This window comes from Saccharopolyspora rectivirgula DSM 43747 (assembly GCF_000497205.1).
GTDB lineage: Bacteria > Actinomycetota > Actinomycetes > Mycobacteriales > Pseudonocardiaceae > Saccharopolyspora > Saccharopolyspora rectivirgula.
Genome location: NZ_AYJW01000035.1, coordinates 16,262 through 40,577, shown reverse-complemented (window position 1 = coordinate 40,577; position 24,316 = coordinate 16,262). Strand labels below are relative to the sequence as shown.

The window sequence follows — 24,316 nt, the reverse complement described above, 5'->3', positions numbered from 1 at the left end:
GGAACAGCTGCGAATAGCCACGGTGATCACTCGACTGGAAGGTGGCGCGGGGGTGCTGGCGCTGCGCGGAGTGGTCCGCTCTGCTGAGCGGCCCGGACCAGGCCCGCAGACCGTCCGGCCCGATCTCCGGACTGCTCGTCGTAGCGGCGTGCACGGTTCTCGGTCCCCCGATCGCACTGCTGGTCCTGATGCCGCTGCTGGGGGTTTCCGCGCAGCAGCTGGTGTCGCCCACGATCGAGCTGTCGACCCAGTTCGCCCTGCTGCTCAGCCACCTCGGGGCGCTGGTGCTGCTGCTCCTGTGGGTCCGGTTCAAGGAACGACGACCGGTGAGCAGCCTCGGACTGCGCCCCACCGGGCGCGTGAGCTGGTCCCTGCTGGCCGGGGGCGGGGTCGCGCTGCTGGTGCTGGCGGTGCCGCTGGCGGTCAACGTGCTCAGCGGGCAGTTCACCGTGCTGCTGCCGGTCCGGTTCGTCGGTGCGCTGCTGGCGCTGATCTGCTTCGCGGTGCAGGCCAGCACCGAGGAGATCGTCTTCCGCGGCTACTTGATGCAGGTGCTGTCCCGCAAGTGGGGGTGGGTGGCCGGGCTGCTGCTGCAGGCGCTGGTCTTCTCCGCCGCGCACCTGTTCAACGCGGGGATGAACGCGATCGCCGCGGTGAACATCTTCCTCATCGGGCTGCTGTTGGGCTGCTGGGCGCTGGGCGAGGGCGGCCTGTGGGGCGTTTGCGCTTTCCACACCGCGTGGAACTGGGCGCAGGGCAACGTGTTCGGCATCGAGGTGTCCGGGCTGGACCTGCGGCACACGGTGCTGGACCTGGACCCGGCTCCCGGGAGCCTGTCGGTGCTCACCGGCGGCGCGTTCGGCATCGAGGCGAGCTTGGTCACCACCGCGGTGCTGCTGGCCGGAACCGCGGTGGCGGGGTGGGCGTTGCGCCGGAAGCTGGTCGGCTGACGGTCAGAAGCGCCGGTTGGCCAGCACGGGCACCGCTTGCCGCGCCTCGTCGACGGCGGATTCGTCGAGATCGGTGATCAGGACGTCGGGGGCGTCGGCGAGCTGGGCGTGGACCGCGCCCAACGGGGTGGCCACCATGCTGTGCCCGATCCCGGTCGGGGCTTTGGTCTCCGGGGTGCGGCCGATGCTGCGCGGATCCGCCTGCCCGCAGGCGACGACCCACGACGTCGAGTCGAGCGCCCGCGCCCGGACCAGCAGTTCCCACTGCTCCCGCTTGCCCGGTCCGGCGCCCCAGGAGGCGGCGGTGACGATGATCTTGGCGCCCTTGTCGGCGAGCGCGGTGTAGAGCCCGGGGAAGCGGATGTCGTAGCAGGTGGTGACGCCGATCCGAACCCCCTCCAGGTCCACCGCGACCGGGGTGTCCCCGGGGGCGACCGTGCGCGACTCGGCGAAACCGAAGGCGTCGAACAGGTGGATCTTGTCGTAGCTGGTGTCCAGGCCGCGGCCGGTGATCAGCAGCGTGTTGGTCACCCGGCCGTCCGGGGCGGGGGTGAACATGCCGGCCACCACGGCGATCCCGGCTTCCGCGGCCAGTTCGCGGACCTGTTGCGCCCAGGGGCCGTCGAGCGGCTCGGCCAGCGGGGCCAGCTTCACCCCGAAGCACGCCATGGTGGCCTCCGGGAAGACGGCGAGCTGGGCGCCGGCTTCGGCGGCCCGTCGGATTCCGTCGGCGACCAGTTCCAGGTTCGCTCGCGGGTCCGGTCCCGACACCACTTGGCACAGCGCGATTCGCATCGGCATCTCCCACGTTCTCGGCTGCACCCCAGTCTTGCACACCGGAAATGCCGGAAATGCGGTTGCGAATCCGGTTCCGGAGCGCTCGGCAGCTGCTGCTCCCGCTCCTCCTGCGGTGGTCGCGCGGTGCGCGGCGGTCCGCTGTCGGCTGTGGGAGTGATCTCACGAGAAGCGGGAGCAGGTTATTGCCAATAAGTTGCAGTAACTTCTAGAGTGCAACTGTGCCTACTCGTCGCCAGTTCCTGTCCGCGGTGCCGGCCGCGCTGACCCTGTTCGCAGCTGGTTGCTCAGCCCCCACGGCGCCCGGGTCCGGGCCGTCGGACTCGCTGCTGTTGGCCGACGGGTTCGAGCCGGACAGCCTGCACCCCCTGCTCGGCTACGCCCAAGAGGGAGCCGGCAAGTTCTACGACGGGCTGCTGGCCTTCGACGGTCGGGGCGAGATGCGCCCGGCGCTGGCCACCGCGCTGCCGGAGTCCACTTCGGATGGGAAGCGGTGGACCGCGCGGCTGCGGCAGGGCGTCCACTTCCACGACGGAACCCCGCTCACCGCGCGGGACGTGGCGGCCACCTACCGGGCCGTGCTCGATCCCGCGTACGCATCGACCATCAGCTCCGATTACGCGATGCTGGGCGAGGTGCGGGAACTGGACGACCACACCGTCCAATTCGAACTGAAGTACCCGTACGCGCCGTGGCCGGCGAAGCTCGTGCTCGGCATCGTGCCGGCGAAGAGCCTCGCCGACCGCCGCCCGCTGGAGAACTCACCGCTGAACACCCGACCGGTGGGCACCGGCCCGTACCGCCTCGTCGAATGGCGGCGCGGGGACCAGATGCGCTGGGAGGCCAACCCGCAGCACTGGGCCGGCGAACCGGCGATCCGGAACGTCACCGTCGTCTTCGCCAAGGACGACAACACCAGGGCCCAGCGGCTGCGCACCGGTGAATTCGACGGCACCGTGCTCCCCCCGGTGCTCGCGGACAGCTCCGGGCAGGGCGGTTACCGCGTCGTGCACCACAAGACCGCCGACTACCGCGCCATCATGCTGCCCAACGACCACCCGGTGACCGGCGACCGGGCGGTCCGGCTGGCCCTCAACCACGCGGTGAACCGGAAGGGCATGATCGACGCGGTGCTGGGCGGGCACGGCGAGCCCGCGCACACCCCGATCCCCTCCTCGATGAGCGGCTACCACGAGCCCGCAGCGGTGTTCGCCCACGACCCGGCCAAAGCCCGCCGCATCCTGGACGACGCGGGCTGGCGCACCGGGCCGGACGGGATCCGGCAGCGGGACGGCCGCCGGGCCAGCGTCACGGTCATGTACTTCGCCGACGACAGCCTCCGCAAGAACCTGGCGCAGGCCTTCGCCTCCGACGCCAAGGAAATCGGCATCGAGGTGCAACTGGCCGGAGTGGACCGTTCCGCAGCGGCGGAGCGACTCGCCACCGAAGGCATCGTGCTGGGCGGCGGCAACCCGATCGACCCGGACCTGCAGGCGTACTCCAGCCTGCACTCGTCGGTCATCGGCACCGGCACCTACAACAACCCCGGCAAGTACCGGAACCGGGAAGTGGACGAGGCGCTGGACCGCGGCCGCCGCACCCTGGACCGGCAGCAGCGGGCCGAGCACTACAAGCAGGTGCAGCGCGCCTACGTCGCCGACCCCGGCCTGGTCTACCTGGCGTTCATCGACCACTCCTACGTGATGCGGGAAGGGCGCTGGTCCGGCTACCAACCGGTGGTCGAGCCGCACACGCACGGCACCACCTGGGGTCCGTGGTGGAACGTCGAGTCCTGGAAGCCGGTCGCGTGAGCCGCGCAGCAGCCGTTCGACGACTGGTGCTGCGGCGCCTGGCCTTCTCGGTGCCGGTGCTGGTGCTGGTGGCGTTCGTGGTCTTCCTGCTGGCCGCGGCTTCCCCGTTCGACCCGGTCTACCAGTACTACGGGGTGGAGATCTACAACGCCTCGGCGCAGGACGTGGCCCGGGTCCGCGAACAGCTCGGGTTGGACACCGGGGTGCTCGCCCAGTTCTGGAACTGGGCGAGCGGAGTGGCCAGCGGAGACCTCGGGGTTTCCCGGGCCTTCCGCCAACCGGTCGCGCAGGTCGTCGCGGAGCGTCTGCCGTGGACGATGCTGCTGGCCGCCACCGGCTTGGCGCTGGCCGTGGTGCTGGCCCTCGTGCTGGGCACCACCGCGGCGTGGCGGCAGGGCGGCTGGGTCGACCGGCTGGTGACCGGGCTCGGGCACGTGGTGGCCGGGCTGCCGCCCTTCGTGCTCGCGCTGCTGGCGATCGCGGTCTTCTCCCTGGCGCTGGGGTGGTTCCCGGTCGCGGGCCTGACCGACGGGGGCAGCGAGGTGACCTTCGGCCAGGTGGCGGGGCACCTGGCGCTCCCGGCCCTGGTGCTGGGCGTCTCCCAGGCGCCGTGGCTGGTGCTGCACGTGCGCCAATCGCTGCTGGAGTCCCTGACCGAGGACCACGTCACCGGAGCGCGCGCCCGGGGGCTGCGGGAACGCGTCGTGGTGCTGCGGCACGCGCTGCCCACCGCCCTGCTGCCCGTGGTGACCCTCACCGGTGTTCGGATCCCGGAACTGGTGACCGGGACCGTGCTGGTCGAGGAGGTCTTCTCGTGGCCGGGACTGGCCGGCGCGATCGTGACCGCGGCGACCGCGGTGGACTACCCGCTGCTGGCGGTGGTGACCTTGACGGCGACTGCCGCGGTGCTGCTGGGTTCGCTGCTGGCCGACGTCGCGGTGGTGCTGCTCGACCCGAGGGTGACCGCCGATGGCTGAGAACACCGACGTGCAGCTGTGGCGTCCGGCGGGCAGCACCAGGACCGGAATCCGGTTCGTCGCGTCCGGGGAACGCCGGGAGCAGTTCCGGCTGTGGGGATCGATCGCCCTGCTGGGTGCGCTGGTGTGCGCTGCGATCGTGGTCCCGGCCGTGGTCGGCGACCAGCCCGTGCGGTACGACTCGGTGCGGTTGGCGCCCGGCTCCGCCCACCCGTTCGGCACCGATTCGGCCGGTCGGGACCTGCTCGTGCGCTGCCTGGCGGGACTGCGGGTCTCGCTGGTGGTGGCGCTGGTCAGCGCGGTGACGTCCACAGTGCTGGGATCGGTGGTGGGCGCGGTGTCCGGGGCGCTCGGCGGTTGGCCGGACCGGCTGATGATGCGGCTGGTCGACGCGATCAACTCGATTCCGCACCTGCTGCTGGGCATCGTGATCGTGGCGCTGTACCGGGGCAGTCTGCTCGCGGTCGTGCTGTCCATCGCGCTGACCCACTGGACCGCGGTGGCCCGGATCGTGCGGGCCGAGGTGCTCTCCCTGCGGCAGCGGCCCTACGTGGACGCGGCGGTCAACGCCGGGGCGTCGCGCTGGTGGGTGCTGCGCCGCCACCTGCTGCCGGCCGTGGTGCCGCAGGCCGCGCTGTCGGCGGTGCTGCTGGTCCCGCACGCCGTGTGGCACGAGACCTCCCTGAGCTTCCTGGGGCTCGGCCTGCCACCGCACCTGGCCAGCATCGGCACCGTCCTCGGGGAGGGTCGGGAAGCGGTGCTGCTGGGTGCCTGGTGGATCGTGCTGTTCCCGTCGCTGCTGCTGCTGGTCACCACGCTGGCGGTGGCCGGTCTGGCGGCCAGCTGGCGGGATCGGATGATTCCGCGACGCAGATCGGAGCTGTCGCTGTGAGTGACCAGTTGCTGGAACTCGAGCGGATGTCGGTGCGGTTCCTGCTCGGCCGGCGCGGCGCGGTGCGCGCGGTGACCGATGCCTCGCTGAGCTTGCGGCCCGGCCAGGTGACCGCTCTGATCGGCGAATCCGGCTGCGGGAAATCGGTGCTGGCGGCCGCGCTGCTGGGGCTGCTCCCGGCCAACGCCCAGGTGCGGGGCAGGGCGCTGCTGGCCGACGGCACCGATCTGCTGAGCGCTTCGGACGAGGAGCTCACCCAGGTGCGCGGGCGGCAGGTGGGCCTGGTGCCGCAGTCCGCCGCGACGCACCTGACCCCGGTGCGCACCGCGCGCAGCCAGCTGGCGGAGACCGTGCGCGAGCTCGGCGGTCGACGCGGTGTCGAGGAACTGGCGCTGCAGGTCGGTTTGCGCCCCGAACAGCTCGACCACTACCCGCACGAGCTGTCCGGGGGAATGGCGCAGCGGGTGGCGCTGGCCCTCGCGCTGGCCGGGGACCCGCCGCTGCTGATCGCCGACGAGCCGACCACCGGCCTGGACCGGCCGCTGGTGGAACGGACGGTGGACCTGCTCGCCGAAGCCGCCGGCCAGGACCGCGCGGTGCTGTTGATCACGCACGACCTCGCCGCGGCCCGCCGGGTGGCCACCGACGTCGCGGTGATGTACGCCAGCCGCATCGTGGAGTCCGGCCCGGCGGACAAGGTCTTCGCCGATCCCTGGCACCCGTACACCGCGGGGCTGCTGCGGGCGTTGCCGGAGAACGGTTTCCAGCCGATCCCCGGGCAGCCACCGGTGCTGTCCGAACTGGATGAAGCAGAGCGGAAGTGGGGTTGCGTGTTCTGTCAGCGCTGTCCGGACGTGCCGGGGGTGCCCCCGTGCAACGGGAATCCGGACCTGGTGGAGGTCGGTGACCGTCGAGTCGCGGCGCACCCGCCATGCTGAGCGGTAGCGGACTGGTCGTCGGGTACCGGTCGGGCGAGCCGGTGCTCGACGGGATCGACATCGAGGTCCCGGCCGGCGCGGTGACCGGCCTGGCCGGCCCGAGCGGCTCGGGCAAGTCCACGCTGGCCCGGGTGCTGGCGCTGCTGCAGGCCCCGTGGTCGGGCCAGGTCGTGCTGGACGGGGAACCGGTCACCAAGTTCCGGCACGCCGCGCCGCGCCGGCAGCGGACCGCGGTGGCCCTGGTGTTCCAGCATCCCCGGGAGGCGGCGGATCCGCGGTTCACCTTGCGTGAGATCATCGCCGAGCCGCTGGCGGCGAACCGGGTCCCGGGGGACGTGGGCGCGCTGGCCGACGAGGTGGGGTTGACCGCGGAGCTGCTGGCCCGGCGACCGCACGAGGTCAGCGACGGCCAGCTGCAGCGGGCTTGCCTGGCCCGGGCGTTGGCGTTGCGCCCGCGCTACGTCATCTGCGACGAGATGACGGCCATGTTGGACGCTTCGACCGCGGCGGCCCTGGTGCAGGTAATGAATCGCCGGGTGGCGGAGGATAACACGGGTGTGCTCGCTGTTAGCCACGACGAGGGCCTGCTGAAGCACTGGGCGGACCATGTCGTTCAATTGGGTATCGCCCCGGTGTGACATCGTGTCCGGACGCGGAGCAGGGACCGCTCGGCAACACCGATGAGCTTTGAGGAGTCGACGTTGAGCGAGGACGAAGGCACCAGCTTCATGCAATGGCGGGAACGGGCCCAGGAGGAGGTCCGCCGCGACCAGCCGAAGCTCCGGGGGATCATGATCACCGCCGCGGTGGTGGTCGTGGTGGGCATCGTTGCGGGGGCGCTGATCCTGCTGCTGGCCTGATGCGGTGCCACCGCGCGGTGGCGTCTCAGGTGTCCCGGTCCAGCGGGGTGATCAGCAGGCGGGAGACCCGGTGCGCGTCCATGTCGCGGACGGTGAACCGGTGGCCGAGCGCCTCGATGGACTCGCCCACGTTCGGGACTCGCCCCAGCTGGCTGATGAAGAATCCGGCGACCGTGTCGTAGGGGCCTTCGGGCAGTTTGATCCCGGTCTGCTGCTCGAAGTCCCCGCGGTGCAGCAGTCCGTCGGCTTCGAAGCTGCCGTCGGCCCGGCGGCGGACCGGAACGGCGCTGGGGTCGTACTCGTCCCAGATGTCGCCGACGACTTCTTCGACGAGGTCTTCGACGGTCGCGATGCCGGCCGTCCCGCCGTACTCGTCCACCACCACGGCCAGGTGGCCGCCTTTGCGCCGCATCTGCGACAGCGCGGCCAGCACCGGTTTGCTCGCCGGGAGCGCGGTCACCGGCCGGGTGATGTCGCCGACGGTCCGGTCCCCGGCGCGCTGGCCGACGGTGAGCAGGTCGCGGACGTGGATGAAGCCGATGACGTCGTCGGCGGTCTCCCGGATGACCGGGTACCGGGAGTGGGGTTTGTCGCCGACCTGCTCGATCGCCTCCTGCAGCGTCGTCCGGTGGTCGAGGAAGTCCACTTCGGTGCGGGGCACCATCACTTCGCCGAGCACCCGGTCGGCGGCTTTGAAGGTGTCGGTCAGCAGCCGCCTCTCCTCGACGGTCAGCTGCTCGTTGGTGCGGACCATGTCCCGCAGTTCCTCTTCGGAAACCGCTTCCCCCGCGGCTCGGGGGTTCAGCCCCAGCAGCCGCACCACCGCGTCGGTGGACTTGGACAGCAGCCAGATCAGCGGGCGGAACAGGGTGGCCATCCGGTCCAGGACACCGGCGGTGAACAGCGCGACGGCCTCGGACTTCTGCAGGGCCAGCCGCTTCGGCGCCAGCTCGCCGAGCACCAGGGACAGGTAGGAGACCAGCAGCGTCACCAGCAGCAGGGCGACGGTGGCGGCCAGCCCGGCCGGCAGCCCCCAGCCGGTGAACACCGGTTCGATGCGGACGGCGATCGTCGCTCCGCCGTAGCTGGAGGCGAAGAAACCGGCGAAGGTGACCCCGATCTGCACGGCGGACAGGAAGCGGTTGGAGTCCTCCCGGAGCTGGGCGACCCGCTTCCCGCGGCGACTCCGCTCGGCCAACCTGCGCACCTGGCTGTCCCGCAGCGACACCAGTGCGATCTCAGCAGCTGCGAAGTAGCCGCCCACCAGCACGAACAGCAGCACGAGCGCGAGATTCCACGCAGCGGTGTCCATTCGCGCAGTATCGCACCGGTGTCGCTGGTGGACCCGGTGATGATCGGCTGTTCGCGCGGTTTGTCGGGTATGTTCGTCCGCGGCGATCTTGATCTTGACCGCGGGAGGTCCGGATGTTCAAGAAGATGTTGCAGGCCTTCGGCGTCGGCGGACCGGCGGTGGACACCGTGCTGGACGGGGCGCCGTGCCGGCCGGGCGGGGTGGCCACCGGCCAGGTGCGCCTCAGCGGGGGCAGCGCCGCCGTTGACGTCCAGAGCGTCGTGCTGACCGTCGTGGCCGAAGTGGAGTCCGAGGAGGCGGACCGCAACTTCACCGCGGAACTGCTGCGGGAAACCGCCAGCGGGCCCTTCCGGCTGGCCGAAGGGGAGACCCGGGAGATCCCGTTCCAGCTGCACCTGCCGTGGGAGACGCCGCTCACCGCGGTGGGCGGGGCCCCGCTGCACGGGATGCGGCTCGGCGTGCGCACCGAGGTGGCCATCGCCAAAGCGGTGGACAAAGGCGACCTCGATCCGCTGCTGGTGGAGCCGTTGGAGTCCCAGCAGCGCGTGCTGGACGCCGTGCTCGCGCTGGGCTGCCAGTTCACCGGAGCCGACGTCGAGCACGGTCAGATCTACGGGGTTCCGCAGCAGTACCCCTTCTACCAGGAGATCGAATTCCTGCCGCCCCCGCAGTTCGCCGGCCGGGTCAACGAGATCGAACTCACCTTCGTGGCGCGCCCGGACAGCTTGGACGTCGTCCTGGAGGCGGACAAGCGGGGCGGGTTGCTGCGACCCGGGCACGACGCGTTCGGCCGCTTCCACCGCACTCACGAGGACGCGCTCAACACCGACTGGGCGGCGGAGATCACCGGCTGGTTGGAGGCGGTGGCCGAGCACGGCGGTGCGCCGGGGTTCCTCCCGCACGGCGGGCACGACGGCGGGAGCGCGCTGGGCGGTGCTGGGGCCGCGCTGGGCGGCGCGGTCGCGGGGGCCGCTGCCGGAGTGGTCGGCGGCATGGTGCTCGGCGAAGTGGTCGACGAGATCGGTGACTTCTTCGAAGGGGAAGAAGGCGAGGAGGAGGACTGACCCCCGCGCGACCCGCCCACCGCGGGCGGGGTCAGTCCCGGGTGACCGCGCGCCAGTGCTGGCGCTTGTTCCGGTCCCGGAGCACGATGCCGTGCCGGCCGAGCTCCTCCCGCAGCGCCTGCTGCTGCCGGCGGTCGCGCCTGCGGATGGCCCGCTGCCGGGCGGCCAGCAGCTCGTTCACCCGCAGCGGCAGATCCGGGCTCTCGCCCTCCCAGAGCCGGTAGGAGTTGCGGTGGGGATCGCCGTCGGACCAGGGGTACTCGTGCTCGCCGAACGCCCGGCGCAACTCGGCGAGGGGCAACCCGACGCGGACCCGGTGCCGTTCACCGCCGGACTCGTCCAGCACCACCAGGTCCTGCTCGTCGAGGAAGACCGCGCCGATCCCGTCCCGGTCGAGCTCGACCTTCCGGTGGCCCTGCAGCAGGGTCACCGCGTCGGTGTCGACGACCACCGACACGCGTTCCTGCGCCCACAACCCGGCGAAGCCCAACCCGATCGCCGCTCCGCCCGCCACCACGGCGATCGTGCCCCACGGGTCGGAGCCGGAGGCGAGCAGTTTGAAAACCCCCTGGAAGGGCGCCCAGGACAGCGAGGCGACCCAGGTCGAAGCTAGCCGCAGCAACCAGCCGATCACCGCGCCGAGCACCGGGGCGCACACCCACGAACCGATGCGCTGCACGGCCGGCGGGGAAACGGTGATCGCGGTGTTGTCCGGCTTCCGAACGGGGTCTGCTGCCATACCGGCCATTATTCCGGTGGTGCCGGGCACCGGTGCTGGCGCGAGGCCCGCGGACCGGGCTCGCGCCAGCGCTCGGGCGTCAGGCGCCGGCCTCCCGCAGCAGGATGTCCACGGCGCCGTCGTTGCGCGCGGTCTCCTGCTCGATGACCTCGTCAGGCGGGTAGAAGCCGTCCAGACCGCTGCCGTCAGCGGGGTACATCTCCAGGCAGAACGCCAGGATCTTGTGCTCGCCCCACAGCCAGTCCAGGCTGTCGCCGTCGGTGATGTAGAGGTCGCTCGACTGCTGGGGCGTGTAGCCGTTGGAGTCGGCCATCTCGGTGCCGACCCGCTGGAACCGGTCGTACTCCTCCTGGGTCATGCCTTCGGTCACGTCGTCGGTGGTGTGCCCGAACGGCCACAGCACCAGCTCGGAGTAGGTGTGGAAGTCGATCGCGGCCTTGATCTGCTGGGTGCCGTCGACCACCCGCGAGTTGACGAAGTCGCGCAGCGCGGCGGTCTCCGGGGCCGAGAACGGGGCGCTCCCCCGGTAGGTCTCGGAGGAGGGGTTGTCGCTGGCCCCACCGCAGCAGCCCCACTTGTAGCCCCAGTTGCGGTTGAGGTCGGTGCCGCTGTCCTGCCGGTTCTTGCGCCAGCCCTGGTACTGGCCGGACGCGATGTCGTAGGTGGAGCCGTCCGGGTTGGCCATCGGCACCACCCAGATCTCCCGGCTGTCCACGGACTCCCGCACACCGCTGTCGGTGGCGTAGCCGTCGGTGAACCGCTGCACGATGTGCAGGCACATCTCGGTGGTGAGGTGCTCGCGGGCGTGCTGGTTGCAGATGAACAGCACTTCCGGCTCGTCCTCGTCCTGGGCCGCGTTGTCGCTGATCTTCACCAGCGGGATGTCGCGGCCCTCGTAGGACGTGCCGATGCTGGACTTCACCGCGATGTCCGGGTGGTCGGCCACCACGGCGTCCAACTCGGCCATCATCTCGTCGTAGGTGTGGTAGCCCTCATCGCCCGGGGGGAAGTCGGCCGCTGGCTGCTGAGAGGCCGGGAGCTCCCTGCTGAGCGCGGTCTGCTCCTGCAGGGAGAAGCCGGCCCGCCGCAGCTGCTCGGCCTGGTCCCGGGTGGCTTCGACGGTCGCCACGTCACCGGCCACCCCGATGACCAGCGCTCCGGTCCGGTTGATCTGGGTGCGGTCCTGGCCGTCGGTGCCCGCAACGGTGTAGATCACCCGCTCGTCCGCGGGGGCGGACGGCTCGGCCGCCCCGCTGGCCACCGGCCATAGCAGCAGCAGGCACGCGCTGGCCAGCACCGCTGTGGTTCTGCGCCGTGAGCTCAACATCGCGTCTCCGATCGATCACTGGTGGTGACGTGGAGAGGTTGGCGGAGCGGGAATCTGTTGGCAACCCACTGACGCAGAATGGTCGCGGCCAACGTTTTCCCATTTCACGGACGCGTCCAGGGGGTCGATGACGGCGACGACTACCCTGGGGTGGAGACACTGCCGGATTCTGGAAGGACGCTCATGCTCACCCGTACCGACCTGCGCGGTCGTGTTCCGTCCACCGCTGAACTGCGTGCCACCCTCCCGCGCGCCGAGATGGACGTGGAGCAGGTCCTGCACCAGGTGCGCCCGGTGATCGAAGCGGTGCGGGACCGGGGTGTCGAGGCAGTCCTGGAGTTCACCGAGAAGTTTGACTCGGTTCGACCGGATCGAGTGCGGGTGCCGGCGGAGGAGCTGCGCCGGGCGCTCGACGAGCTCGACCCGCAGGTGCGCGCCGGGCTGGAGGAGTCGATCGCCCGCGCCCGCAAGGTCCACAACGACCAGCGGCGCACCGATGTGACCACCCAGGTCGTGCCGGGCGGCACGGTGACCGAGCGCTGGGTCCCGGTCGAGCGGGTGGGGCTGTACGCCCCGGGCGGACTGGCGGTCTACCCCTCCAGCGTGGTGATGAACGTGGTGCCCGCCCAGGCCGCCGGGGTCGAGTCCCTGGTGGTGTGCAGCCCGCCGCAGGCGGAGTTCGGCGGCCGGCCGCACCCGGTCATCCTCGCCGCCGCGCAGCTGCTCGGCGTGACGGAGGTGTGGGCGGTCGGCGGTGCCCAGGCGGTCGCCCTGCTGGCCTACGGCGGAACGGACACCGACGGGGCCGAACTGGTGCCGGCGGACATGGTCACCGGCCCGGGGAACGTCTTCGTCACCGCTGCCAAGCGGCAGTTGCGCAGCCTGATCGGCATCGACTCGGAGGCCGGTCCGACGGAGATCGCCATCCTGGCCGACGAGACCGCCGACCCGGTGCACGTGGCCGCGGACCTGATCAGCCAGGCCGAGCACGACACGCTCGCCGCCAGCGTGCTGGTGACCGACTCCGAGGCGCTGGCCGACGCGGTGGACGCGGAGTTGGCGCGCCAGGTGCCGCAGACCAAGCACTCCGAACGCATCCGCACCGCGCTGACCGGGAAGCAGTCCGGTTGCATCCTGGTGTCGGGCATCGATGACGGGATCAAGGTGGTCGACGCCTACGCGGCCGAGCACCTGGAGATCCAGACCGCTCAGGCCGAGCAGGTGGCGCAGCGGGTCCGCAACGCCGGCGCGATCTTCGTCGGCCCCTACGCGCCGGTTTCGCTCGGCGACTACTGCGCCGGCTCCAACCACGTGCTGCCCACCGGTGGGTGCGCCCGCCACTCCTCCGGGTTGAGCGTGCAGAGCTTCCTGCGCGGCATCCACGTCATCTCCTACACCGAGCAGGCGCTGCGCGACGTCGCGGACAAGGTCGTCGCCCTGGCCACCGCCGAAGACCTCCCGGCGCACGGCCAGGCGGTCACCGCCCGATTCGACTGAGCCGTCTTCCGTTGTTCGATCTCGAAGGTAATGCCACATGACTGAGGTGCTCGGCGCCGACACGACGCTCGCCGACCTGCCGCTCCGGGACGACCTGCGCGGACGCAGCCCCTACGGCGCCCCGCAGCTGGACGTCGCGGTGCGGTTGAACACCAACGAGAACCCCTACCCGCCGCCCCCGGAGCTGGTGGAGGACGTGGCCGCGGCGGTGCGGGAGGCCGCTGCCGAGCTGAACCGCTACCCCGACCGCGACGCCACCCTGCTGCGCGCCGACCTGGCCGCTTACCTGTCCAGCTCCACCGGTGTGCGGCTGGCGAAGGAGAACGTGTGGGCGGCCAACGGGTCCAACGAGATCCTGCAGCAGATCCTGCAGGCGTTCGGCGGCCCGGGGCGCACCGCGCTGGGGTTCGTGCCGTCCTACTCGATGCACCCGATCTTGACGGCGGGCACGCGGACCGAGTGGTTGGAATCGCCGCGCCGCGCGGACTTCAGCCTGGACGGCGCCGAGGCGGCGCGGGTGGTCCGCGACGAGCAGCCGGACGTGGTCTTCCTGACCAGCCCCAACAACCCGACGGGCCAGTCGGCTCCGCTGGACGAGCTGCGGGCGGTGCTGGACGTCGCTCCCGGGGTGGTCGTGGTGGACGAGGCCTACGCGGAGTTCTCGTCCCAGCCCAGCGCGGTTCACCTGCTGGAGCAGTACCCGCAGAAGCTCATCGTGAGCCGCACCATGAGCAAGGCGTTCGCGTTCGCCGGCGGTCGGCTGGGATACCTCGCCGCGGCCCCGGCGGTGATCGACGCGCTGCTGCTGGTGCGGTTGCCCTACCACCTGTCGACGCCCACCCAGGCGGCCGCGCGCGCTGCTCTGCGGCACGCCGAGGCGACCTTGTCCTCGGTGCGTTCCCTGATCGAGGAGCGGGAGCGGGTCACCGAGGAGCTGCGCGGCATGGGCTTCACGCCGGTTCCCAGCGACGCGAACTTCATCCTGTTCGGCACCTTCGCCGACGCGCACCGCGCCTGGGAGCGCTACCTGGAAGCCGATGTGCTCATCCGGGACGTCGGCATCCCCGGCCACCTGCGGGTGACCGTCGGCACCCCCGAGGAGAACGACGCCTTTCTGGCCGCCAGCAAGGCAGTACGCGAGGAGATCAGCCAGTGACCGCATTCCAGCCGGGCAGCCGGGTCGGCAAGGTCGAGCGCACCACGAAGGAATCGTCGGTGCTGGTCGAATTGGACCTCGACGGGACCGGCCAGGTCGAGGTCGACACCGGTGTGCCGTTCTACGACCACATGCTCAACTCGCTGGGCACGCACGCCGCGTTCGACCTGCGGGTCAAGGCCAGCGGGGACACCCACATCGACGCCCACCACACCGTCGAGGACACCGCGATCGTCTTCGGCCAGGCGCTGCGGCAGGCCCTCGGCGACAAGAAGGGCATCCGCCGGTTCGGTGATGCCTGGATCCCGATGGACGAGACGCTGGCGCACGCCGCGGTGGACGTGTCGGGGCGTTCCTACTGCGTGCAGACCGGGGAGCCCGACGAGTACCGGACCTTCACCATCGGTGGGAACTACCCGTTCGTGCTCAACCGCCACGTGTTCGAGTCGATCGCCTTCCACTCGCAGATCAACCTGCACGTCCGGGTGCTCTACGGGCGCGACCCGCACCACATCGCGGAGGCGCAGTACAAGGCCATCGCGCGGGCGCTGCGGGCGGCGGTCGAACCGGACCCGCGGTTCGCCGGGGTGGTGCCGTCCACGAAGGGAACGCTCTGATCGCGCGGACGAGGCGGAGCGTGCTACTCCAATCGCTCACCGTTACTCCTTTCAGGGGATAACCGGCGTTCACGGATGCGTCATCGTGGAGCCTGCCTCCCGTCGGTTCCATGGCTGACGATGTCAGCTTGTGACCGATGTTGCCGAGTGCGCACCCGCTGGTGGAGCCAGCCGATGCCGTCCGGTGGCCGCTTGGTCGCCGGACGGCCAGCTCCACGTCTCGGCGGGCCTGCAGGACCGCGCGCTCGGTCTGCGGCTCGGCAGCACCAGTTCGTCCCCGGTCCGCTTCGAGATCTGCTCGCCCGGCCCGACCGGGCCGCTGGTGGTGGACGTTCGCGGGGAGCACGTGGAGAAGGTGCCCGTGTCCGACCACTACCGGGTGGCGGTCCGGGGGCCGGAGCGGTTCCGCTTCGAGCTGAGCGGCTCGGTCACCGGTGCCGCGGCCGCGGTCGACGTGCAGGTCCGCCCCGGGCCGTCCGGGCTGTCCCTGGAGTTGCGCAACAACGGCGCCCACGAGGTGGTGCTGCGGATCCGCTCCGGCCGGGAGCCGGCGTGCGAACAGGACGTCCGGGTGGTGGCCGGGGGTGCGCAGCCGGTGGACTGGCCGGCCGATGGGGACGGTTACGACGTGGAGATCACCGCTCCCCAGGACGCTTCGTTCTACCGCCGGATCAGTGGACTGCGCAGCTGGGACAGCTGCCGCGGGGCGCTCCGGTGCGACGGGTAGCATGACCGCCATGCGGGAAGTGCTCCCGATCTTGTTGCTGGGATTGGCCGGGTTCCTCAGCGGCGGCGTCTACGTCACCTGGCGGAATTCGCGTGCGCTGTCGGTGGTACTCGCGGTGCTGGCGCTGCTCGCGCTGGCCGGTGGAGTCACCTGGCTGTTGTCCGGTTAGGCGCAGCGGTCGCCCGCCGCCCCGGATGCGGAACCGCCCCCGCACCGGTCGTCCGGCGCGAGGGCGGTTCCCGCGGCAGATCAGGCGGAAGCGGATTCCTTCTGGGACTCTTGGCCACCGTGCCCGTCATCCACAAAGGAGGATTCGTCGAACGGGTCCTCGCCGGAGAACACCCGCTGCATCTGCGTCCGGTCGATCTCCTTGGTCCAGGATCCGATCAGGACGGTGGCGACGGCGTTGCCGGCGAAGTTGGTCAGCGCGCGGGCTTCCGACATGAACCGGTCGATGCCGACGATCATGCCCACACCGTCCACCAGGTCGGGGCGGTGCGACTGCAGACCACCGGCGAGCGTGGCCAGTCCGGCACCGGTGACGCCCGCGGCGCCCTTCGAGGCGATGATCATGAACAGCAGCAGGGAGACCTGCTCGCCGACCGTCAGCGGGTCGCCCATCGCGCTGGCGATGAACAGCGACGCCATGGTCAGGTAGATGGCGGTGCCGTCCAAGTTGAACGAGTAACCGGTCGGAACGGTGATGCCGACCACCGGCTTGCTGATGCCCAGGTGCTCCATCTTGGCGATCAGCCGCGGCAGCGCGGTCTCCGACGACGAGGTGGACACGATCAGCAGGAACTCGCGGCCGAGGTACCGCAGCAGCGAGAAGATGTTGACCTTGGCGAACAGCCACAGGATCGGCCCGAGCACCAGGAAGATGAACAGCACGCAGGTGACGTAGAAGCCGACCATGATCACGGCCAAGCCCTTGAGGGCGTCCATGCCGGTGGCTCCGACCACGGCGGCGATCGCGCCGAACGCGCCCACCGGGGCCGCCCACATGATCATGGCGAGGACTTTGAACACCAGGCGCTGGATGTGCTCGATGCCCCGCAGGATCGGAGCGCCCCGCTCACCGAGGCTCTGCAGCGCGAACCCGGTCAGCAGCGCGACCAGCAGGGTCTGCAGGACCTCGCCCGAGGTCAGCGCGGACACCAGGGTGTCCGGGATGATCCCCAGCAGGAAGTCGACGGTGCTGCTGGCTTCTTCGCCGGCTTGCTCCGCCCCGGCGCCGCGCATCTCGTCGGTCAACTGCATGCCTTCACCGGGGTGCAGGAAGTTGCCGACGACCAAGCCGATGACCAGGGCGACCAGGGACATGACGATGAAGTAGCCCAGTGCCAGGCCGCCGACCTTGCCGACCTGCGCGGCCTGCCGGACGTTCCCCACGCCGAGGACGATCGTGCAGAAGATCACCGGCGAGATCATCATCTTGATGAGGTCGACGAAGCCGGTGCCCAGGGGTTTCAGCGCCTGGCCGAAATCGGGCGCGGCAAAACCGACGATGATGCCGGCGATCACCGCGGCGATCACCGCGATGTACAGGAAGTGAGTCCTGTCCCGACGGCGGGTTGTCGCAGCCTCGTTGCTTGCCACGTGCGTACTCCTAGCGGGCTTCGGGGACGATTGCCCCGTCGTGTCCGAGGTCACCCAAGGGTCGGGAGAGACTATCGGTGCCCGCCGTCCCCGCCGTCACGCTTTTGTTCATTGTGTTCACGGCAGTGTTACCTTCTTGGTACCTGCTGTTACGCATACTAGTCCGGCTGGTCGCGCTGGGTGATGACGACCGGCGCATTGGTTGGCAGCCGCGGGTTTTCGCACCGGGGAGGAATCGCCGGGGCGCCGAGCACCGCAAGTATCGCCGTTCACCGGGCCGTTCGCCGCTCCAGCGGTGCCCGTTCCCGCGATCCGGTGGGCGGTGTCGGGCCGGCCGCGGTCCGCGTTGCCGGCCGGTTGCGGTTTTGTGCTGATACGCTCGGTGAATTCGGTTCTCCGGCGGGGTTCGCCGCCGGACCAATCCGTTCGTTCCTCAGCGCTGGTCGCCCATGCACCGAAGAGACATCTCGAACTGGTTCAGCCGGGTGCGCCCGGGGTGGAGCCTGGCGCGACAGCTGTTCGTCCTCCACGTGATCGTCGTCGTCCTGGTGGTGCTCACCGGCGCCGGTCTGGCTTGGTACGAGGCGCAGCGGCGCACCGAGCAGGCCGCTCGGGACGAAGTCGTGGCGGTGGCGAGGACGCTGGCCGCGCAACCGCTGGTGCAGCGGGCGGTCACCGGTCCGGACGGGAGTTCGGTGCTGCAGCCGTTGGCCGAACGCGTTCGGGCGGACACCGGGGTCGGGTTCATCACGATCATGACCCCTTCCGGTGTTCGGCTCACGCACCCGAATCCGGAGCTGATCGGGGAGCGCTTCCTCGGGCACATCGATCGAGCGGTGGCCGGTCACGTGCTCACCGAGACCTACACGGGAACCCTGGGGCCTTCAGTGCGGGCCGTGGTGCCGGTCTTCGGGGACCGGGGGGACGTGGTCGGGCTGGTCGCGGTCGGGATCACGGTGCAGGCCATCAGCGCCGAGGTGCGAGAACAGGTGGGGGTGCTGGCCGCGGTGGCCGGCGCGGCGCTGGTGGTGGGGGCGCTGCTGACGCACCTGATCAGCGCGCGGTTGCGGCGGCAGACCCACGGCATGACGCCCACCCAGCTCAGCCAGCTCTACGAGTACCACGACGCCATCCTGCACGCGGTGCAGGAAGGTCTCCTGCTGGTGGACCCGACGGGGCGGATCGTGCTGTGCAACGACGGTGCGGCCGCGCTGCTCGGGGTGTCCCCGCAGGAGGTGGAGGGCGAGCACGTCGCCGCGGCCGGGTTGTCGGGGCCGCTCGCCGAGGCGCTGGAGGCCGACCGGAAGGTCACCGACGAGGTCTTCCTCACCGACGACCGGGTGCTGCTGGTCAACATCTCCCCGGTGCGCAGCGAAAGCCGCGACCTGGGCAACGTGGTGACGTTGCGCGACCACACCGAGCTGCAGGCGCTGAGCGGGGAGCTGGATTCGGTGCGGGGCTTCGCCGAGTCCCTCCGCTCCCAGGCGCACGAGTCGGCGAACCGGCTGCACGCGGTGGTCTCCCTGATCGAGCTCGGTCGCCCGGAGGAAGCGGTGCAGTTCGCCACCCGGGAGTTGGAGCTGGCCCAGCAGTTGACCGACCGCGTCGTGGGAGCGGTGCGCGAGCCGGTGCTGGCCGCCGTCTTGTTGGGCAAGAGCGCGGAGGCCAGCGAACGCGGTGTTGCGGTGGTGGTCACCGAGGACACGGAAGTCGGCGACGAGGTCGTGGAGCAGTTCGACTCGCGGGACCTGGTGACCGTCCTGGGGAATCTCATCGACAACGCGGTGGAGGCGGTGGCGGACCGCCCGGGTGGCCGGGTGGCGGTGACGTTCCTGTCCGATGGCGAAGAACTGGTGATCGAGGTGGCCGACAACGGCCCCGGGGTGGCCGAGGAGGACATCGCCGAGATGTTCCAGCGGGGGTGGTCCACGAAGGCCGACGGGCGGGGCCTGGGATTGGCCCTGGTGGGGCAGAGCGTTCGCCGTTACGGCGGAACCATTTCGGTGCGCAACGACCGGGGGGCGGGGTTCACCGTGCGGCTCCCGGTTCGATCGCGGCGGTCGCGGGGCTGATCGTTCGGCGCGGACGGACGTCGTCTCAACAGGACAGTCCATTGTGTCTTGTTTAGTCCCATTGGGTGATTCGGTTTTCCCTTGAATTTTCAGTGTTCTTCGATCGCTGCACTTCACGGACTCGCGCCCGTGTTAGCTGCTTCATAGTTCTTCCGATCCGGTGGACCGGCACCTCGGGTGAGAACAGAATTACTGCCCGTTGCTCGAATCCGGTCGAGAGGGGAATGCTGAAGTGATTTCGGCGAAGTCCTGCTGCCTCGAAGCGCCTTCGCGGGTTGGAGCATGCTGACCGGCCCGCGGCGGGTTGTGCTGGGCGGCACGCTCCCGGTCGGGGAAACCGCGCCAGGGGAGGCTGGTGGCCGCGCTGCGCTGCTGGACGCGGTGTGGGCGGTTCGCTGGGGGCGCACCGAGCAGATCCCGCGCGTCGTGCAGCTGCTGCGCCAGATGCCGGAACTGGTCGTGGAGACGAACATCGACGAAGCCGGTGCGGCCGTGCGGACCTGGCAGGTCGAAGGAGCCCGGTGGCTACCGGTGTTCACCGGTGTGGCGCAGCTGGCGGCGCACGGAGTGGCAGTCGGCCGCGGGGACCAGAACATCTCCTACGGCTTGGTGAGCGGGCGCGAATTGCTGGAGCAGGTGTGGCCGCAGCTGCCGCGCGGTACTGGCTTGCTGCTCGATCCGGCCGCGGACCACGTGCTTCCGCTGCCGCCGTTGGCCGGTGTCGCGCCCGATGAGATCGCGTTGCCGCGCCAGCGGACGACGAACTGAGCACGGGAGGGGAGCAATGGGGCACGAAGCCTTCGGCGTTGATCTCGAGGCGTTGTCCCTGGCCGAACAAGGCGTGCGGGACGCTGTGGCCGAGCTGGGGGAAATGGCCGGCTGGGAAGGCAGTTATGTCGCCAAGGACGGGAAGGGCTTGGTCGAAGGGATCACCGACAACGCCGACGACGTGGGCACCGGTGAACTGCCCGGCGCGTTGACCCGGTTCGCCGACGCCTGGAACTGGGGCGTGCGCGTCCTGGTGAACGACGGCTACGCCGTGGCCGATGCGCTGCGGGACACCCGTTCCGAGTACGAAAAAGCCGAAGAAGCAGCTTCCGATGCCGTCAAGTACGTCCTGCACGCGGCGTTCGGCAATCCGATGGAGGACTCGACCGCGTGGCAGGACAAATCAGCCGGGGAGATCGTCAGTGATTTGACCCCCAGCCTGGACGGGGAGATGCAGCGCGTGGAGCGGGCTCAGCAGACCTTGGCGCAGAGCGGGATGTCCGTCGTGGAAAGCCGAACCGGTGTTCCGGTTTCCCAGCTGGCAGAGCAGGTGCAAACCCAGCAACAGGCTCAGTCGCAAGGAGCAGGCCAGTAAGCCGTGGTTACCAACGATTCCTCCCTCGGAGAGGATCTCGGGGAGCTTTGGGACACCGCCAAAGACGCGGGGAAGTCCGTCGGTCAGAAGCTGGGCCTCATCGAAGAAGACCTGATCCCGGGCAATCCGGACGCCGCCCGGGCGATCGCGGACGACTTGCTCGCTCTGGCCGGTGCTTTCGAGCGGGCTGGCGAAGGGTTCAAGCGGATCAACCTGGGCGGCTGGCGAGGTGCGGCTGCCGACAACGCCAGCTCTTACGTCCAGCAGTCGCCGCCGAAGTGGTTCGCCGCTGCGGACGCGTTCGACAAAGCTGGCAAGGCGGTCGCGGAATACGCCGAGATCCTGGCCGAACAACAGGGCAAAGCCGCTCGCGCCAAAGAGGCCCTGGACAAGGCGACCGAAGAGGCCGAGGCGGCGGCCGAGCGCTACAACGAGGCGGCCGCGGCCGCAGCGGACGGTGCGGGGCCGGATCCAGGGCCGTGGCAGGATCCGACGGCGCAAACGCGGCAGCAGGCGCAAGCTGACATCGAGGCAGCTCAGCGCGCAGTCCAGGAGGCTGATGCGCGCGCGGCCCGCGCGGTGACCGAAGCGGCCCAGCAGGCTCCGGCCGAGCCGGGACGGTTGGAAAAGCTCAAACGGGAAGCCGGGGACCTGCTGCAGGGCATGGGCCGGGCCATCGGAGGAGTGGCCGAGGGAGCCGGGTCCGCTGTGGTGGACCTGTACAAGACGGTCCGCGCCGTGACCCCGTTCGATCCGTACAACATCACCCACCCCGCGGCGTTCGCCGAAACGGCGACCACATTGGCCGCCGGCCTCATCGGGGTCGCGCAAAACCCCTACCAGGGGGCCAAAACGATCCTCGACATCGACGGGTGGCGTGAAAACCCCGCCAAATCGTTGGGATCGTTGATCCCGGACGCGGTTGCTTCGCTGGCCGGTGGGGCCGGGGTGGCCGGGAAAGCGGCCAGGGGCGTCGGTCGGGTCGCGGGCGAGGTGGACGAGCTGGCCGGAATCGCCCGGCACGCCGATGACATCGCTCGAGCGGAGCGGGTCGTCCCCGACTCGCACATCTCGCACCTGCCCCACACCCCGGACAACGTTCCGGGAGCTTCGCATCCGTCGAGCACGGGATGGCAGCACTCCGACACCCCGACGTCGTTCGGGCAGTCCGAGCAGCCGTTCGGTTCGTACCCCTCGGAACACGAGTTCGGACCGAAGGGAACTGAATGGGAGCCGCCGGAAAAGCCGAAGGTGGAGGGCAACCCTCCGCCGCCGGAGCCCGACCACGATTTCCCGGAGGGCTCTTGGCTGGATCACGGTGACGGGGCCACCGATCCGAGGGAGGAATGGGACGACATAGTCGAGGACAAGCCTGATTCCACTCCGGTGGTCGACAAATCAGAGGCGATCAACCGGCTCCTCAGGCAGGCGGAAGACGTCCGGGAGGCCATGAAAACTGCAAGTCCTCTGGAAAAGAAGTATTTGCAAAGCGAGCTCGAGAGCATTCGAGCGGAAATTCGGAAGCTGGGGGGTTGAATGCGCACGCACGAGCGTTACATTTGGACGCACGGGCCTGCGGGGTTGGTGAAAGCCAAGATCCGAGTCGAGTACGAAGAGGAGAAGGAGTTCTTCCGCGTCCTCTTGATGGGCGATGACGTGCCCGCGGTCCAATCCCCCGGCAGGAACATGTTCCGCGCCTTGATGGGCCTGCGCCTCCAGTTGGAAGACATCGGACCCTGGAAACTGCTCATCGCTGCAGCGCGCTACGACGCGTGGGACGGCATCCCGGGTTATCCCTGCCCGCGCACTCGAGTTCGCCTCTACCCCTTCGGTCAGCCGCCCACCGAACCGGTGCACGCCCTGGAGCACACCCAAGATCCCAATGTGCTGGCCGTGAGCGTGCAGGAAAGCTTGATGTGGCGGTTCCAGTGGCAGCACAACACCGATTCGTGGAGCAGGACCTTCGGCGCTCAGCGCCAACGCGTGTACGGCACCGGCTGATCGCTGCAGTCCGAGCCGGCAGGGGTGGCGCGGTCGTCGGTGGCCGTTGCCGTGCAGGGACCGGTGGCAACGGCTTCGGGGCCGGTGCGAGCTGGCCGCAGCGAGCCGCCGGGCGGACGGGGACGCCCCGGATCCACCGGTGATCGCTCCACAGCAGCGGGTGCGGACTCGCGCCGCCCGAGGCCGGTGCGTCCGAAGTCGTCCGAGCGCGTTCGTCCAGGGCGGAACATCTGGGGCGCCCCGCTTCTCCGGGCGCTGCACCGGCGTGGTCCAGTCGTTTCGCGACCGGACCACCGGCAGCCGCGGGGAACGGGTCCTGCCGCGGCGATCGCGGTCCGCTGCGGCTCCGGTCACGCGCCCCGGCTACCGGCACCGCGACCAGGGGCGGAGAATTGCCGGTGGTCGATGTGGCGGACGAGCGGGGAGGGAGATCGTGACTCACCAGCGGAACCGGCTGCACGGCGGACCGGGCTGCCACCGGTGATCTCGGTACTGGTCGTCGAGGACGACCCGGTGGCCGGGGAGGCGCACGAGACCTACGTCAACCGGGTCGAGGGGTTCCAGGTCGTCGGCCGAGTGCGCACCGGGCAGCAGGCCCTGCAGTTCGTCGAACACGCCACCGTCGACCTGGTGCTGCTGGACATCCGGCTGCCGGACATGGACGGTCTGCAGGTCGCCCGCGCGCTGCGCACCAGCGGCAACCACGCGGACGTGATCGCCGTCACCTCGGCTCGGGATCTCAAGGTCGTGCGCGCTGCCGTTTCCAGCGGGGTCGTGCAGTACCTGCTCAAACCGTTCACCTTCGCCGCGATGCGGGAGAAGCTCGAGCACTACGCCCGGTTCCGCCAGACCATCGGCGGCGATCGGGAAGTCAGCGGCCAAGCCGAGATCGACCGCGCGTTCGCCATGCTCCGCGGAGTGGACCGCAGTTCCCTGCCCAAGGGGATGGGGGAGGAGACCCTCGCGAAGGTGGTCTCGGCGCTGCGCCGCTACCCGGAAGGCGCTCCCGCCGGGGAAGTCGGGGAAACCGCCGGGGTGTCCCGGGTCACCGCCCGGCGCTACCTGGAATACCTGGTCGACAACGGCATGGTCGAGCGCAGCCCGCAGTACGGCGGGGTCGGTCGCCCCGAGATGACCTACCGGTGGCTCGAGCGCTGACTCACCGCTCGTCGGCGGCCGGGCGCAGCAGCGGAGCCCCCGGGCCCAGCTCCGCCATCCGGTCGTCCCGGTTGTGCAGCGCGCAGGACCGCAGCGACAGGCAACCGCAGCCGATGCACCCGGTCAGCCGGTCCCGCAAGCGCTGCAGGCCGTCGATCCGCGCGTCGAGCTCGTCCCGCCACTTGCGGGACAGCCGCGTCCAGTCGGCCTTCGTCGGCGCGTGGTCGGCCGGCAGCGTGGAAAGGGCTCGCGAGATCTCCTCCAAACTGAGCCCGACCCGCTGCGCGGCCCGGATGAACGCCAACCGGCGCAGCACCGCGCGGTCGTACCGGCGCTGGTTGCCCGAGGTGCGGGTGGACGAGATCAGGCCGCGCTGCTCGTAGAAGCGCAGGGCGGTCTGGGCGATGCCGCTGCGCTGGGACACCTCACCGATGGTGAGCTTCTTGGGTAGTTCAGCCACG

The 24,316-nt window shown here is 70.2% G+C and carries 25 protein-coding genes; 19 read left to right on the top strand and 6 right to left on the bottom strand.

The features are described from left to right. The first annotated feature begins 41 nt into the window (after positions 1–41). Positions 42–950 (top strand): CPBP family intramembrane glutamic endopeptidase, encoded by a 909-nt coding sequence (locus tag SREC43747_RS0111530; protein WP_029721395.1) that lies wholly within the window; start codon positions 42–44, stop codon positions 948–950. Positions 951–953: 3 nt separating this feature from the next. On the opposite strand, the gene SREC43747_RS0111525 is transcribed toward SREC43747_RS0111530, so the two are convergent. Beyond that, on the bottom strand, positions 954–1,745 hold the full coding sequence (locus tag SREC43747_RS0111525; protein ID WP_029721394.1) for a carbon-nitrogen hydrolase family protein: 792 nt from the start codon (positions 1,743–1,745) through the stop codon (positions 954–956). A gap of 221 nt (positions 1,746–1,966) precedes the next feature. On the opposite strand from SREC43747_RS0111525, the gene SREC43747_RS0111520 reads away from it, so the two are divergent. The 6 genes from SREC43747_RS0111520 (at position 1,967) to SREC43747_RS21615 (ending at position 7,223) form a co-directional block, all read left to right on the top strand. Beyond that, positions 1,967–3,556, top strand: a complete 1,590-nt coding sequence (locus tag SREC43747_RS0111520) for an ABC transporter substrate-binding protein (RefSeq protein WP_051387964.1) — start codon at positions 1,967–1,969, stop codon at positions 3,554–3,556. After that, complete coding sequence (locus tag SREC43747_RS0111515) at positions 3,553–4,533, top strand: ABC transporter permease (RefSeq protein WP_029721392.1); 981 nt, start codon at positions 3,553–3,555, stop codon at positions 4,531–4,533. The genes SREC43747_RS0111520 and SREC43747_RS0111515 overlap by 4 nt, the downstream gene beginning before the upstream one ends. After that, complete coding sequence (locus SREC43747_RS0111510; RefSeq protein ID WP_081722543.1) at positions 4,526–5,425, top strand: ABC transporter permease; 900 nt, start codon at positions 4,526–4,528, stop codon at positions 5,423–5,425. The genes SREC43747_RS0111515 and SREC43747_RS0111510 overlap by 8 nt, the downstream gene beginning before the upstream one ends. Next, the gene (locus tag SREC43747_RS0111505; RefSeq protein ID WP_029721390.1) at positions 5,422–6,363 is read left to right on the top strand and encodes an ABC transporter ATP-binding protein; all 942 of its coding nucleotides are present in this window, start codon (positions 5,422–5,424) and stop codon (positions 6,361–6,363) included. The genes SREC43747_RS0111510 and SREC43747_RS0111505 overlap by 4 nt, the downstream gene beginning before the upstream one ends. Continuing rightward, a complete protein-coding gene (locus SREC43747_RS0111500) occupies positions 6,357–7,001 on the top strand; it encodes an ABC transporter ATP-binding protein (RefSeq protein ID WP_029721389.1) in 645 nt (214 codons plus the stop codon). Before SREC43747_RS0111505 ends, SREC43747_RS0111500 begins: the two co-directional genes overlap by 7 nt. Before the next feature lie 63 nt (positions 7,002–7,064). Further along, complete coding sequence (locus SREC43747_RS21615) at positions 7,065–7,223, top strand: hypothetical protein (protein WP_162832388.1); 159 nt, start codon at positions 7,065–7,067, stop codon at positions 7,221–7,223. Positions 7,224–7,248: 25 nt separating this feature from the next. Here SREC43747_RS21615 and SREC43747_RS0111490 read toward each other — a convergent pair whose 3' ends face one another. Next, a complete protein-coding gene (locus SREC43747_RS0111490) occupies positions 7,249–8,535 on the bottom strand; it encodes a hemolysin family protein (protein WP_029721388.1) in 1,287 nt (428 codons plus the stop codon). Between the two features lie 113 nt (positions 8,536–8,648). On the opposite strand from SREC43747_RS0111490, the gene SREC43747_RS0111485 reads away from it, so the two are divergent. Next, positions 8,649–9,599: a sporulation protein gene (locus SREC43747_RS0111485; protein ID WP_029721387.1), complete on the top strand. Its 951-nt coding sequence runs from the start codon at positions 8,649–8,651 to the stop codon at positions 9,597–9,599. 31 nt (positions 9,600–9,630) lie between these two features. Here the strand turns inward: SREC43747_RS0111485 and SREC43747_RS0111480 are convergent, their stop codons facing one another. After that, complete coding sequence (locus tag SREC43747_RS0111480) at positions 9,631–10,338, bottom strand: YqeB family protein (RefSeq protein ID WP_081722542.1); 708 nt, start codon at positions 10,336–10,338, stop codon at positions 9,631–9,633. 79 nt (positions 10,339–10,417) lie between these two features. Then, positions 10,418–11,665: a M14 family metallopeptidase gene (locus SREC43747_RS0111475; RefSeq protein ID WP_029721385.1), complete on the bottom strand. Its 1,248-nt coding sequence runs from the start codon at positions 11,663–11,665 to the stop codon at positions 10,418–10,420. A gap of 183 nt (positions 11,666–11,848) precedes the next feature. On the opposite strand from SREC43747_RS0111475, the gene hisD reads away from it, so the two are divergent. The 5 genes from hisD to SREC43747_RS21610 all read left to right on the top strand — a co-directional run bounded on the left by hisD (position 11,849) and on the right by SREC43747_RS21610 (position 15,831). Further along, complete coding sequence (gene hisD / locus SREC43747_RS0111470; RefSeq protein WP_029721384.1) at positions 11,849–13,162, top strand: histidinol dehydrogenase; 1,314 nt, start codon at positions 11,849–11,851, stop codon at positions 13,160–13,162. A 37-nt stretch (positions 13,163–13,199) separates the two neighbouring features. Beyond that, positions 13,200–14,318 (top strand): histidinol-phosphate transaminase, encoded by a 1,119-nt coding sequence (locus SREC43747_RS0111465; RefSeq protein WP_029721383.1) that lies wholly within the window; start codon positions 13,200–13,202, stop codon positions 14,316–14,318. Continuing rightward, a complete protein-coding gene (hisB, locus tag SREC43747_RS0111460; protein ID WP_029721382.1) occupies positions 14,315–14,935 on the top strand; it encodes an imidazoleglycerol-phosphate dehydratase HisB in 621 nt (206 codons plus the stop codon). The genes SREC43747_RS0111465 and hisB overlap by 4 nt, the downstream gene beginning before the upstream one ends. A 184-nt stretch (positions 14,936–15,119) precedes the next feature. Continuing rightward, positions 15,120–15,662 carry a phospholipase domain-containing protein gene (locus SREC43747_RS19795; RefSeq protein WP_037331819.1) on the top strand — a complete coding sequence of 181 codons (543 nt, stop codon included), beginning with the start codon at positions 15,120–15,122 and terminating at the stop codon, positions 15,660–15,662. A gap of 10 nt (positions 15,663–15,672) precedes the next feature. Beyond that, positions 15,673–15,831, top strand: coding sequence for a CG2302 family histidine operon protein (locus SREC43747_RS21610; RefSeq protein WP_162832387.1), 159 nt, complete (start codon positions 15,673–15,675; stop codon positions 15,829–15,831). Positions 15,832–15,911: 80 nt separating this feature from the next. Here SREC43747_RS21610 and SREC43747_RS0111445 read toward each other — a convergent pair whose 3' ends face one another. After that, positions 15,912–17,261, bottom strand: a complete 1,350-nt coding sequence (locus SREC43747_RS0111445; protein ID WP_029721381.1) for a cation:dicarboxylate symporter family transporter — start codon at positions 17,259–17,261, stop codon at positions 15,912–15,914. Positions 17,262–17,710: 449 nt separating this feature from the next. On the opposite strand from SREC43747_RS0111445, the gene SREC43747_RS0111440 reads away from it, so the two are divergent. The 6 genes from SREC43747_RS0111440 to SREC43747_RS0111415 all read left to right on the top strand — a co-directional run bounded on the left by SREC43747_RS0111440 (position 17,711) and on the right by SREC43747_RS0111415 (position 23,855). Beyond that, the gene (locus tag SREC43747_RS0111440; protein WP_029721380.1) at positions 17,711–19,333 is read left to right on the top strand and encodes an ATP-binding protein; all 1,623 of its coding nucleotides are present in this window, start codon (positions 17,711–17,713) and stop codon (positions 19,331–19,333) included. Positions 19,334–19,615: 282 nt separating this feature from the next. Further along, positions 19,616–20,101: an SseB family protein gene (locus SREC43747_RS20275; protein WP_051387962.1), complete on the top strand. Its 486-nt coding sequence runs from the start codon at positions 19,616–19,618 to the stop codon at positions 20,099–20,101. A 16-nt stretch (positions 20,102–20,117) separates the two neighbouring features. Beyond that, entirely contained in the window at positions 20,118–20,696 is a 579-nt protein-coding gene (locus SREC43747_RS21710) for a hypothetical protein (RefSeq protein ID WP_051387961.1), read from the top strand. A 3-nt stretch (positions 20,697–20,699) separates the two neighbouring features. Further along, entirely contained in the window at positions 20,700–22,232 is a 1,533-nt protein-coding gene (locus SREC43747_RS20265; protein ID WP_029721377.1) for a putative T7SS-secreted protein, read from the top strand. A gap of 48 nt (positions 22,233–22,280) precedes the next feature. Then, entirely contained in the window at positions 22,281–22,697 is a 417-nt protein-coding gene (locus tag SREC43747_RS0111420; RefSeq protein WP_152528397.1) for a hypothetical protein, read from the top strand. A 480-nt stretch (positions 22,698–23,177) separates the two neighbouring features. After that, positions 23,178–23,855 carry a response regulator gene (locus SREC43747_RS0111415; protein WP_029721375.1) on the top strand — a complete coding sequence of 226 codons (678 nt, stop codon included), beginning with the start codon at positions 23,178–23,180 and terminating at the stop codon, positions 23,853–23,855. Between the two features lies 1 nt (position 23,856). Here SREC43747_RS0111415 and soxR read toward each other — a convergent pair whose 3' ends face one another. Continuing rightward, positions 23,857–24,315: a redox-sensitive transcriptional activator SoxR gene (gene soxR / locus SREC43747_RS0111410; RefSeq protein ID WP_029721374.1), complete on the bottom strand. Its 459-nt coding sequence runs from the start codon at positions 24,313–24,315 to the stop codon at positions 23,857–23,859. Position 24,316 lies beyond the last annotated feature (1 nt).

What these genes read in the sequence shown, in the direction of transcription:
- SREC43747_RS0111500 (WP_029721389.1), top strand. Translation starts at nt 6,357, where the DNA reads ATGCTGAGCGGTAGCGGACTGGTCGTCGGGTACCGGTCGGGCGAGCCG.
- SREC43747_RS0111525 (WP_029721394.1), bottom strand. Translation starts at nt 1,745, where the DNA reads ATGCGAATCGCGCTGTGCCAAGTGGTGTCGGGACCGGACCCGCGAGCG.
- SREC43747_RS20275 (WP_051387962.1), top strand. Translation starts at nt 19,616, where the DNA reads ATGCTGACCGGCCCGCGGCGGGTTGTGCTGGGCGGCACGCTCCCGGTC.
- SREC43747_RS21710 (WP_051387961.1), top strand. Translation starts at nt 20,118, where the DNA reads ATGGGGCACGAAGCCTTCGGCGTTGATCTCGAGGCGTTGTCCCTGGCC.
- hisD (WP_029721384.1), top strand. Translation starts at nt 11,849, where the DNA reads ATGCTCACCCGTACCGACCTGCGCGGTCGTGTTCCGTCCACCGCTGAA.
- SREC43747_RS0111480 (WP_081722542.1), bottom strand. Translation starts at nt 10,338, where the DNA reads ATGGCAGCAGACCCCGTTCGGAAGCCGGACAACACCGCGATCACCGTT.
- SREC43747_RS0111490 (WP_029721388.1), bottom strand. Translation starts at nt 8,535, where the DNA reads ATGGACACCGCTGCGTGGAATCTCGCGCTCGTGCTGCTGTTCGTGCTG.
- SREC43747_RS0111475 (WP_029721385.1), bottom strand. Translation starts at nt 11,665, where the DNA reads ATGTTGAGCTCACGGCGCAGAACCACAGCGGTGCTGGCCAGCGCGTGC.
- SREC43747_RS21610 (WP_162832387.1), top strand. Translation starts at nt 15,673, where the DNA reads ATGCGGGAAGTGCTCCCGATCTTGTTGCTGGGATTGGCCGGGTTCCTC.
- SREC43747_RS0111510 (WP_081722543.1), top strand. Translation starts at nt 4,526, where the DNA reads ATGGCTGAGAACACCGACGTGCAGCTGTGGCGTCCGGCGGGCAGCACC.
- SREC43747_RS0111465 (WP_029721383.1), top strand. Translation starts at nt 13,200, where the DNA reads ATGACTGAGGTGCTCGGCGCCGACACGACGCTCGCCGACCTGCCGCTC.
- SREC43747_RS0111485 (WP_029721387.1), top strand. Translation starts at nt 8,649, where the DNA reads ATGTTCAAGAAGATGTTGCAGGCCTTCGGCGTCGGCGGACCGGCGGTG.
- SREC43747_RS0111440 (WP_029721380.1), top strand. Translation starts at nt 17,711, where the DNA reads ATGCACCGAAGAGACATCTCGAACTGGTTCAGCCGGGTGCGCCCGGGG.